We start from the raw sequence: 10437 nt of genomic DNA, 5'->3' as shown, positions 1-10437 counted from the left end.
GACTGTCAGTCTTGCTCCAGGTCGCAACATTTGATACGAACTCGCCACGGAGACTGTCTGTTTCAGTATAAGAAGAAACAAGCGATAGCCCACCTGCGGAGAGGGAGTTTGCTTCTCTCCATTACCGTTCCAGAAGGAAAATAACTTTATTTATTTTCCCAGAAAATTTTGACCATGTTATCTCAAACACATTAGTTACCTCCCAATTTTTTTGAGAGGTAATCTTAACTTATTCTTTAGTCGGGAGAGAGTTAGAGTTGGGAAGTTGTCTAGTTATGTCAAGAGTTCTCCGGTTCAATCTCTTTACAAGTTTTCTCCCAAAGATTCTGAAGCTTATTATATTTTGTCTTTCTTAATTCCACCGATAATCTGAAAGCAAACCACTTAAATTTTTCCATAAATTTAGAATGATTCGCATCATTTAAAATAACGAAATCTAACTCCATTAGCTTTGCCATAAGATTGTCCTTCGCCTTTTCATATTCATACACAAGTGCCGGATTAGAACCGCCCGTGACTTCAATAAACCTCTCTGCTACCAAAAACTTTCCTGCGATAATCTCTAATTCTTCATGTTGATCTCTTTTGGTATAGTATTTCCATAACCTCACAACACGAGGCCAATTAATGATAATTATGGCAACAACAGAAGCTTGAAATATTAAATACCATTCAAAAGGTCCTATCTCTGTCACTCCAAGAAATTTATGTGTTCCAGACAACCATGTATAAATCCAACCAGACAAAGAAGAAGTCGGAAATATCGCTTGTATGATATAAAAAAGAATATTCCATCTTGACACCGTAATTACCTCCTTGGTACTCGTATATTTTTATTATACAAAGAACACCAAGGAGAGTGTCGTATCAGCAAATTGCGGTTATTGTCTAGTTATGTATGTAAGTTCCAAAAGAAAAGAACTAAGCCAACACCAACCAAGCTTGGCTAGCGCTAAAGTCGTCGGATTATACGCAGGTGGTTTCCGGTCAGTTCGGCTTCGTATTTCGGCGGTTGCCTCATCGGCCACGGACGACCCGAGGTGTTTATATCCCCTCGGTCAATCATCCATTCTCTTATCTTCTCGTGCCTGAGTTCAGGACACTTGTCCCAGAATGGTGGCAACAATTCTATTGCAATTTGAGGAGCCTCTCCGTGTGGAGTCGGCAGTTCAACCACAACTTCCAACCACTCCTCGCTAAACCACTCCTCCCGGCCTTTTTCTCCCACACTGAGTCCGAATGTTCCCTTACCTTCTCCATCACGCCAATTCCCATCGCTCCACCCCGACAACTGAATCTTCATGTAATTGCTTTCCTCCCTCTATCTTCAAGCCACCAGTCGCCAGCATTTTTAATAAGTTTGCCACCCACTAGCAGTTCTTCCCTGTTGAAATCTTTAAGGCTTCGTGGGCTCTCAGATGAATCTTTAGCCGTGCATAGAACGCCATAGACCTTGGCTCCTTTCTCTATAAGTTCTATTTGCTCCAATCTCTCCTTGTAACCATGCCTGTCGGCGGAAGTCCTATAGTTAGTTAATCTCACAACCTTCTTTCCTTTCATTGTGCAGAGCTCGTCTTCCCAGACTGCCAAGTAGACCTTTCTCCCCGACTTAGAAACCGCTCCCCAAGACCAGCGGAGGTTCCTGAGAGGCGCTCCGAGCCTTTCAAATAGCTTTGAGCGTGATATCCATGCCATTTAATTACCCCTAGATTTTCTTTGGAATTTGGCTAGGTTTTCTTTTAATTCATCAACTATAAGATTTCTCCACAGCAATTCCATTTTCGTTTTCATTTTATCGATCGTCCGTTAGTTTGTAAACTTTGGCTAGCATTGTATCCTGTTCTAAGATATTGAATTCTCCGGCAAAATCAGGTGTTTGTTCTCGTTCCGAAAATCCAAGGGGTATAATTACCGAAACATCGAGAATTGTGAAAACCGCCCTGTAGTTCTGAAAGCGCTGTTCGTCCGATGTTCTCGAGACAGCCACCAAGTCTTCAGTCGAAGGCAGACCCAGAAAGCCGGGAATCGCAAGCTCCTTGAATCGAACGGACAGGGAGTTGGAAACTGTCGGGGGTTTTCTGAAAACAAAAAACGGCGGGGTTTTCGACCGATTCGAATGAAGCGAATCGAATACTTTTCTCAATATCCTGTTGCCATCGGTGGCATGAAGTCCGCGTCTGGGTTTTCTGTTATCGCCGTAATAGGTAAACCTACCTGTGTTTACATCCAACTGGTCGGGCCAGTCCCCGCTTTCTCCGCTGGTGTAGAGAACGATAAAGTTTTTCTTTTCCTCAGATCCCGAAACCCTGAATCCTCCCACGTTACGCACTTTAAGCAGTTCTGAGATCGGTTCGCCGGATAACCGAGTGCCTCTCCCTTCATAAACAGCATCTATGACCAAATCGGTTGCGGGCAGATCCTCATGGGGAACCAATTTGGCAGTCTTCATGATTTCACTTCCTTAACCAAGAGTGCCGAGTAAAAAAACGCTTGATTTAAGCTTGATGAAGGATACCGCAAAATAGGATATAATTTCATGTCAATACCTAAAAAATTCCGGTTCTTGTACAGAGCGCATAAAAAGCCGACGTGAAATCCTCGAGACTCAATAAAAGCAAATTTCGGAAACTTACCTTTCTGCGATCTCGAGAGCCGCGGCGGCGAACGAAAAATCAAAAACATGCTTGTCAGTCGATGTCGCCCGATGGGAAAAGGAATTGAAAAAAGCGCTTACATGCTTGCAGGGACCGAGAAAAAACGTAATCAGGACGAGAAGAAAATCGAAACTTTCCAAATGGAATAAAGAAATTCTGGAAGAATATAAGGAGGAACGGGGAACTTGACCCGAGGGTGCTTCCGTATGGAAACATAGTTTTCGCGGGTTTTGACCGCGACTCGATTGACGCAATTCGATATGCGTACGGACATATTTTCAAAAAAGAAACGAAGCGAAATCATGTCTCGCGTGAAAAGTCGGGACAGCGAAATGGAAGTTTCTTTTCGAAAAAAGCTCTGGAACCAAGGTTTTCGCTATCTCAAAAATTCCGGCAAGTATTTCGGAAAACCGGATGTCGTTCTGCCAAAATACGAAACGGTGATTTTCATAGATTCGTGTTTTTGGCACGGATGCGAAAAACATTACCGTCCGCCGAAAACCAGAGCGAAGTTCTGGGAAGACAAGATAAAGAAGAACAAACAGCGGGACGACGAGGTGAACGCGCACTATTGGGAGAAAGGATGGAACGTGATAAGAATCTGGGAACACGATTTGAAAAGTAAAGAGTTCGATTTCGAGACGATAAAGCGAAAGAGTTCGTTTTTCGACACGGGAAAGAAAAACGAACTCAAAGCCGTGGATTTTTTTTCTGGAGCCGGAGGTCTGACCCACGGATTGAAAGCCGTGGGAATCCATGTCCTCGCGGGAATCGACAACGACGGTTCTTGCAAGGCCACTTTTGAAAAAAACAACGAAGGGGCAGTTTTTCTCGAAAGAGACATGACGCGATATTCGCCCGAGGACTTGGAGCGAGATATAAAAATCGAAAAAAAAGACGACCGCATGATTTTCGCCGGTTGCGCGCCGTGCCAATTTTGGAGCATCATACAAACAAACAAAGAAAAATCCGAAAAATCGAAAAATCTCATTATGGATTTTCAGAGATTCGTGGAATATTTCGAACCGGGGTTCGTGGTCGTCGAGAACGTGCCGGGAATTTCTTCGAATCCTGAAAGTCCCTTGGGAAAATTCATAACCTCTCTCAAAGACATGAAATACGACGTCGCACGAGGCGTCAGGGATATGTCTCTGTACGGCATTCCGCAAAAAAGACGCCGTTTCACACTGTTGGCTTCCCGCGTTTCGGAAATATCCCTGCCGGAACCGACGGGTAAAACAAGGACCGTCAGAGACGTTCTCGGCACGGCGAACGGCTTTCCGAGAATCGAGGCCGGCACAAAAGACGAAACAAAATTCTTGCACGCTGCGGCAGGCTTGAGCGCAAAAAACTTGGAGCGTCTGCGAATGACGAGGAAAGACGGCGGCGACAGATCGTGCTGGCAGAACAAAAAGGCGTACCGATTGCCTTGCTACGCTTCCGACGAGAAAAAGTTTCCCGACACTTACGGACGCATGTGGTGGGACAGACCCGCCCCGACGATCACCACGAAATTTTTCAGCGTGACCAACGGTCGCTTCGCCCATCCGGAAGAAGACAGAGGGCTATCTTTGCGAGAGGGAGCCACTTTGCAAACTTTCCCAAAAGATTACGAATTTATCGGCACCGGAATGGGACCCATAGCCAAGATGATTGGAAATGCCTTCCCCCCGGATTTCGCCAAATTGATCGGGGAACGGATAGTGTCGTCTCTCGAAAACACGCATAATTAAAATCATGCCCAGAAGAAAGAAATTAAAGATGACGTTCGAGCCGGACACCATCGAACACTTGGGTGTTCGCATGTATTCCACTCTGCCACCGATACTCGCGGAATTGATCGCCAACGCGCACGACGCGGACGCGGAACACGTTTTGTTGACGCTGAACGACTCCGAAAAGAATAAGGAGATCATCGTCGAGGACGACGGGGCGGGCATGTCCTTCGACGAGATAAACGAGAAATTTCTGAGAATCGGAAGAAATCGCAGGGAGCACGACGAAACGGATTTCACTCCGAGACTCGGAAGGAAAATCATCGGGAAAAAAGGATTGGGGAAACTGTCGTTCTTCGGCATTGCTCACGAGATAGAAATTTCCACGAGAAAAAACGCCAAAGAAAACATCTTTCGGATGAACTGGGAAGATATAAAAAAAGAGGAAAAAGAATACGAACCCAGAATCCTCAAACGCGACCGTAGTTGTCCGCATGGGGAGCACGGAACAAAAATAATCCTGAGGAAAATACGGAGAAAAAGCGATTTTTCCGCCGAAGATTTGGCGAACAGTCTTTCGAAAATGTTTATCCTCGAACCCGATTTCGAAATCGAGATACGTCGCAACTCGGAAGACCCGATAATTGTTTCCAACGAGAAAAAATATGAAGATTTGAAAAAACAAGTCGAGTGGAAAATCCCCGACGATTACAAAGACGAAGGCGATTACGAAAAAGCGGGCGAGATCAAAGGACACTTGATGGCGACCGAAAAACCGATACCCCCGAAAACCAACATGCGCGGCATCACATTGTTTTCGAGAAAAAAGATGGTGAATCGGCCGGAATACTTCTCAAACAGCACTTCGAGTCACTTTTTCTCGTATCTGACCGGCTGGCTCGAGGTCGACTTTATCGATGAATTCCCAGACGACGTCATAGCGACCAACAGACAGTCCCTCAATTGGGAGCACGAAGAAACCCGAAAACTCCGCGTTCATTTGCGAAAACTCATCAGGTGGCTGGAAAGAGATTGGCGTGAGAAGCGAAGAAAAAAGAGAAACAAGCGGTTGAAAGAAAAAACGGGAATAAACATACCCGAATGGTTCGACAAATTGCCGGACGATATCAGAAGAAAGATCACTCCGGTCGTCGAGAACATTCTGGGAGATGATTCCGAACTGGCCGGGGACGTGCAAGTCGAAGTCGTCGAGAAACTTCATCAAATTGTGCCAGAATACCCGAGATATCATTGGCGGCACCTACACCCGAAAATAAAAGAAGCCTCGGAAACTGACTATCAGAACGAAGACTATTACAGAGCTTTTCAGGAAGCGGTGAAAAGATACGTCGCCGAGGTAAGAAAAAAATCCAGGAGCAAAAACTCAAGCGAAGCGAGCATGATGGGCGAAGTTTTCGGAAAAGGAAATAAAGGTCCAACAGCTTTGCGAGTCGCGGAAGATTTCAAAAAACCCGGCGGCGGGGATTTTCAAGTCCAGACCATAGAGAATATAGAAGATGGGCAAAAACATTTGTCGATGGGGGTAATTTCCGGTTGCAGGAATCCGGTCAATCATGAGGAGGTAGCCGACCTGAGAGATTCAGGGCTGTTCACGGAGAAAGATTGTCTCGACGCTTTGAGCTTGCTCTCGCACTTGTTTTCCCGACTCGCCGATTCCCGGAAAAGTTAAATTGGGACTGGTTCGCCCGAAACATCGCGTCAAATCCAACGACCCGCCCGCCCCGAATGCGCAAGTCCTCGAGCCTCCCCCAGCGTATTTACAGCAACTTCAGCAAACACCCCCCGGTTCTGGAAACATTCCGCGGGCATCTTCATGGAACTTGGCCGGAACGCCGCGCCAACACCAATTCCGACGTGAAATTCTTCGTATTTCAGTCGACTTCTTCCGCAATCCTTCTCCACCTCCTGTCGTCTGTCACCGTAGACTGAACAATTTCCAACCCTGCGCAGCCGCGAATTGATTCCAGGGTTTCCTTCACAGATTTCACAAGAGGCTTCGGCATCCAGGGACTAAGCCGGATCCGTTTTATCAAGCTCAGATCAATATCGTAGCTCTTGAATCTCAAACGTTTCTCAGTATCCACGTAAATCACCCTGTATTCCTTTTCTCCCCTGTAAGGATAACGTTTCAGAAACGGCAACTTCGAGGTTTCCAGCGGCAATTCTCCCAACGATTCTTCCACGTCTTTTATGAGATCATATTGCATACGACCGTGTTTAATTCTCTTGTCCTTCTTGAATACGGAAAGCAGTCCGGCTTTTTCAAAATTAATGGAAACGCCGTGCGGTCCGTCAGAAAAAAGTTTCCAGTGGTGATATGTCTCGCCGCCCTGCACAAAACAGATTGCAAGCAATGTTTCTGCCTTCATGAGTTCCTTGTACTTTTGCATGAAAAAAACGTCATTCTTATCGTCCCACTTCATCGGATCCAAAAGCGTAATCTGCTGGTTTTTCAGCAGACGTATTATAGCGGCTAAATCAGTGTAGCGATAAAAATACTTGGCTTCTATATTATTCTTCTTGCCCATATAACTGGGTCGCGCATTTACACGAATGGGAGTTAAATTCGTTTCAGTTTTGATCGCAGCACATCTTCAAATTCCTGCCGCTTCACCGTTTCCGCGGAAAGCAGTCGATCGTTCGAATCTTCAAGAGAGAGGACTTCCCAGTGGTGCGCCTCAAGCCTGTAATCGTCGGCAATCCGTGGAACCAGCCAGACAATATCGCCGTCGTTCAGGTCCTGTGACGGTGTTTCGGTCGGGCCGCCGATGGCTTCAAAGAACGGAAGGTCGACGGCAACTGCCAATTTGGTTCCCCAACGTCTAAGGGTCGGTCCCTTAACCTGAAGTTGCGGCATCAGCCGCTTCGCGCTTGACGAGCGCCAGTCCGGGCGACGCAGCGCAGTTGGCGGCGGCGGAACCGCGTCGGTATTCTCAAGCAGCAACTCAAAATCCGCCCGCATCCCCTTGCCGGAAAAGTAGACCGCCTGCACTTCGAGGCCGATCCACGATTTTGCGTCGTCATCACCCGATACCACCAGATCGATACGCCCGGCGGCACGTCCGGTTGAGGGCGAACGCATGAACGGAACTTCACGCGCCAGATAGACGTTCGAGAAGCCAAGGATACCGGCCAGCCATTTCGGGAGCAGGTCGTCATCATCAAAGCGCCTCGGGCATGTGATCACCGGTGGATTATCGCCTGACTGGATGGAGCAGACACCGCCCTTCTTGCTGCACACGGGGTTTCCCCGCTGAAACGGACAGGGGGGCGGTTCCGCATGTCCCAGAGAAGCCCGCGCCAGAGACTGGCGGAGCTCGGCAGGCATCCGCAGGAACGGATTGCCAAACCACTCGGCAATGCCATATCGCTCCTTCTTCATGCGAAAAGAGGATCCGACGTTATGACCAGCTCGGGCAGATGATTGTGGTGCCCGTTCTTCATCGAGAGACAGACCGCATCGAAATCATACCGGCGCACGAGGTCGGCAATCTCCGGCGCCGCGTCATAAGTCATCAGAAAATTGGTATCGTTTTCAGCCAGCAAAGAGAACAGCCTTGCGTGATCAATGTTGCAGTGCGCGTAAAGGCGCGATCCCGCCCGCTTGCCGCCTTTGGCGGTATATGGCGGATCCAGGAACACGGCGGCCTTTCGCCCCCATCCGCGCAGCAGAAACGGCAGAAGCTTCATCCCATCCCCCTCAAGGAAAGTGATCCTGTCTGAGTGCCCCCGGATAGCGGAAAGCCTGGATGACAAGGTTTCGGGATACCAGCGAGACAGCACACCCTTGCCGTTTTCTCCATTCCGGCAGAACGACGCACCAGGCGCAAGGATTCCACCGCGGCGGGTACGGTTAAGAACCAGTGTGCGAAAGCCGTGTTCTTCCAGTGTGGCCGGAGAAGATTTTTCCAGTCTGCGAAGCCGCGTGATAGTAGGCTTAAACCGGCACACCAGTTCCCGTAACTTGTCCCCGCGCTCCAACGCCGACCGCCAGAAAGCAGCGACATCCCGGTCAATCTCCACCATTACGGCGGCGGACACGAAACCCTCCATTACGGCGGTGAGGGAGACTATGCCGCCACCGGCAAACGGTTCAATCAGAATTTCCGGCTTGGTTTGCCGAAGCCATTCGCGGATGTGAGGAACAAGCCACGTCTTACCACCCGGGTAGCGCAGCGGGCTTCTTTGAGGAACGGAAGCAACATTGACAACCGGGACCCGGGAAACAGGGAAATCCGCAGCAGACGCACTCATCCGACCGGCCCTCGGCATGCGGTTCGTTTCCCGGCAACTTGCTTTCTTGACTTGGACATTGATTGGCCTCGTCGCTTATGGAGATTATTGTATTGGGAATTATATACTTTGTTCCCAAAATTTGATCTAACTACTTGTCTTTCCTCGCTTTCTTCTTTTTTGATTGCTCCGCCCTCTGTTCCTTCGCAAACTTGGCATTTTCTGCAAACATAGCCTTCACTATCTGCTTCATAGTCCCCGGTATGTGCGGGATGATTTTAGGCTTGCGTCCCATCTCAATATCCTAAAGCGAGTTGATCCAACATATCAGCGCCCTTCTCTTGTCCTACTTCTTGATATATCGCAAGAACTTCCTCATACGTTCCTGTCCCACCTACCAGTTCCCAGAACTCCTTGCCGATCAGAACCTCATCTTCCAAGTCCATGTAGTTTACAGCGAAGCTGTGTTTGTAAGTTGATTTTTCTACTCCCCAAGGGTTGTATGCTGACGCAAAATATGCTTCTACTCTTGGGGATTCTTTGTGACTTATTCCATGAATTTGCAGTTGTCTTCCAGTAGCTTCTAGGCACTGCCCTTTATTTGGTTTCGGACTCTTTATCTCGATGTAGATTTTTGTTCCATCTTTCTTCTCAATATACAAATCTGCTATACTGGTTCGTTCTACGCTTTCTCCTTTCCCGGCAATAGCGACAATCTCCTCAACAAAATCCAGGTATTTAGACTTCATTCCACCCGTACCAATTTCACTCACAATTTCCTCAATACGCTTGATTGCCTGAAGTGAGATTTTTCCTGTAACACGATGCCTTCTTTTTGCGTCTTTATGGTTGTCAAGTGCAACAAGTCTGGCGCATTCTTCAAAAGTAGTTCCTAACTTTGTAGAAAAAGACCTCTCAAATTCCGTTATCGTAAGCAGTCCGTCAGGTAACAGGGATTCGTGAAAAGGCTTGAGATCACCCTTCCTTGACGCTTCTCGCTGAGGTCTTAGTTCTTTGGGGTCAAATCCGCTTTCCGTTTTTTCCTCTATCATGCCTTGAATAAATCCTTCCAAGTATCCCTTTATCGACTGCCTGGTTGTCCCTGTAATCATGCCTTCTGCCAAATCAAAATGCTTTCATAAAACGCTCCGCTCCGTCTGCCCGTGCGTCTGTTTACATGACGCTCTACCCTTCCGATTGACTTAAACCCGACTTTAGATGGTTCGTAAAGGTCATGCTTATCGTTGACTACAATAGCCATAATGCCGTCCTTAGCCATGTAGTTGCGAGTATGCAGGAGAACATCGTTAATACTCTCTATATACTCCTCTCTCGCTTTCTTTGAAGAACCTCTTTTGGCTGCTCCGATCTCTCTTGTTTCATTGTTTTTCAATCCCAGTAGTTCATAGGCGTATTTATGCTGGTCGTGATAGTCTATAAACCCGACATAGGGGGGAGAAGTAAAGACCATATCAATATCTTCCGGTAGGTCCACTTCTCTGGAATCACCGTGAATCACCTCAACTCTGGCATCCGATTTTATGCGGTCAAACTCTTTAATCCTGTTTAGCGTATCAATCGAGTAGCGAATCAGGAACTTGTTAGCCTCTTGGGTAGGAGTACAAACTCTGCCGTGTTTATAGCATTCATACGGTTCGGTTTGAGGTCTCTTGGGGAAATCCAAATCATAGTGAGTTACTAAGCGAGATGAACGTGCGGAACGGGATAGGATGATTTTGAGTAAATCCTGATATCGACAACTCTTTATCAACTGGAGATAGTACAATAGTTCTGATCTTGCTTGGGGGGCAATC

General features: G+C 47.4%; 12 protein-coding genes and 1 pseudogene. 3 read left to right on the top strand and 10 right to left on the bottom strand.

The window, feature by feature from the left end:
- Positions 1-278 precede the first annotated feature (278 nt).
- The 4 genes from OXG10_07845 to OXG10_07830 all read right to left on the bottom strand — a co-directional run bounded on the left by OXG10_07845 (position 279) and on the right by OXG10_07830 (position 2449).
- Positions 279-803 (bottom strand): hypothetical protein, encoded by a 525-nt coding sequence (locus OXG10_07845; GenBank protein ID MCY3827266.1) that lies wholly within the window; start codon positions 801-803, stop codon positions 279-281.
- A 149-nt stretch (positions 804-952) separates the two neighbouring features.
- Positions 953-1303 (bottom strand): hypothetical protein, encoded by a 351-nt coding sequence (locus tag OXG10_07840; protein ID MCY3827265.1) that lies wholly within the window; start codon positions 1301-1303, stop codon positions 953-955.
- Positions 1300-1695, bottom strand: coding sequence for a hypothetical protein (locus OXG10_07835; GenBank protein ID MCY3827264.1), 396 nt, complete (start codon positions 1693-1695; stop codon positions 1300-1302). Before OXG10_07835 ends, OXG10_07840 begins: the two co-directional genes overlap by 4 nt.
- Positions 1696-1792: 97 nt before the next feature.
- Complete coding sequence (locus tag OXG10_07830) at positions 1793-2449, bottom strand: hypothetical protein (protein MCY3827263.1); 657 nt, start codon at positions 2447-2449, stop codon at positions 1793-1795.
- 465 nt (positions 2450-2914) lie between these two features.
- Here OXG10_07830 and OXG10_07825 point away from each other — a divergent pair.
- The 3 genes and pseudogenes from OXG10_07825 (at position 2915) to OXG10_07815 (ending at position 6059) form a co-directional block, all read left to right on the top strand.
- A pseudogene (locus OXG10_07825) lies at positions 2915-3256 on the top strand (very short patch repair endonuclease).
- A gap of 96 nt (positions 3257-3352) precedes the next feature.
- A complete protein-coding gene (locus OXG10_07820) occupies positions 3353-4387 on the top strand; it encodes a DNA cytosine methyltransferase (GenBank protein MCY3827262.1) in 1035 nt (344 codons plus the stop codon).
- A gap of 4 nt (positions 4388-4391) precedes the next feature.
- A complete protein-coding gene (locus OXG10_07815) occupies positions 4392-6059 on the top strand; it encodes a TIGR02391 family protein (protein MCY3827261.1) in 1668 nt (555 codons plus the stop codon).
- 202 nt (positions 6060-6261) lie between these two features.
- On the opposite strand, the gene OXG10_07810 is transcribed toward OXG10_07815, so the two are convergent.
- From OXG10_07810 to OXG10_07785, 6 genes are all read right to left on the bottom strand, one after another.
- The gene (locus tag OXG10_07810) at positions 6262-6918 is read right to left on the bottom strand and encodes a DUF2971 domain-containing protein (protein MCY3827260.1); all 657 of its coding nucleotides are present in this window, start codon (positions 6916-6918) and stop codon (positions 6262-6264) included.
- 32 nt (positions 6919-6950) lie between these two features.
- Positions 6951-7772, bottom strand: a complete 822-nt coding sequence (locus OXG10_07805; GenBank protein MCY3827259.1) for a NotI family restriction endonuclease — start codon at positions 7770-7772, stop codon at positions 6951-6953.
- Positions 7769-8662 carry a DNA adenine methylase gene (locus OXG10_07800; GenBank protein MCY3827258.1) on the bottom strand — a complete coding sequence of 298 codons (894 nt, stop codon included), beginning with the start codon at positions 8660-8662 and terminating at the stop codon, positions 7769-7771. Before OXG10_07800 ends, OXG10_07805 begins: the two co-directional genes overlap by 4 nt.
- A gap of 112 nt (positions 8663-8774) precedes the next feature.
- Complete coding sequence (locus tag OXG10_07795; GenBank protein MCY3827257.1) at positions 8775-8918, bottom strand: hypothetical protein; 144 nt, start codon at positions 8916-8918, stop codon at positions 8775-8777.
- A 1-nt stretch (position 8919) separates the two neighbouring features.
- Positions 8920-9735 carry a TdeIII family type II restriction endonuclease gene (locus tag OXG10_07790; GenBank protein MCY3827256.1) on the bottom strand — a complete coding sequence of 272 codons (816 nt, stop codon included), beginning with the start codon at positions 9733-9735 and terminating at the stop codon, positions 8920-8922.
- A partial coding sequence (locus tag OXG10_07785) for a class I SAM-dependent methyltransferase (GenBank protein ID MCY3827255.1) occupies positions 9732-10437 on the bottom strand: 706 nt, incomplete at its 5' end. The genes OXG10_07785 and OXG10_07790, both read right to left, overlap by 4 nt.

The organism is Candidatus Dadabacteria bacterium, from assembly GCA_026706695.1.
In the GTDB taxonomy this organism is placed as follows: Bacteria; Desulfobacterota_D; UBA1144; order Nemesobacterales; family Nemesobacteraceae; genus Nemesobacter.
This window is presented reverse-complemented; position numbering and strand designations above follow the sequence as displayed.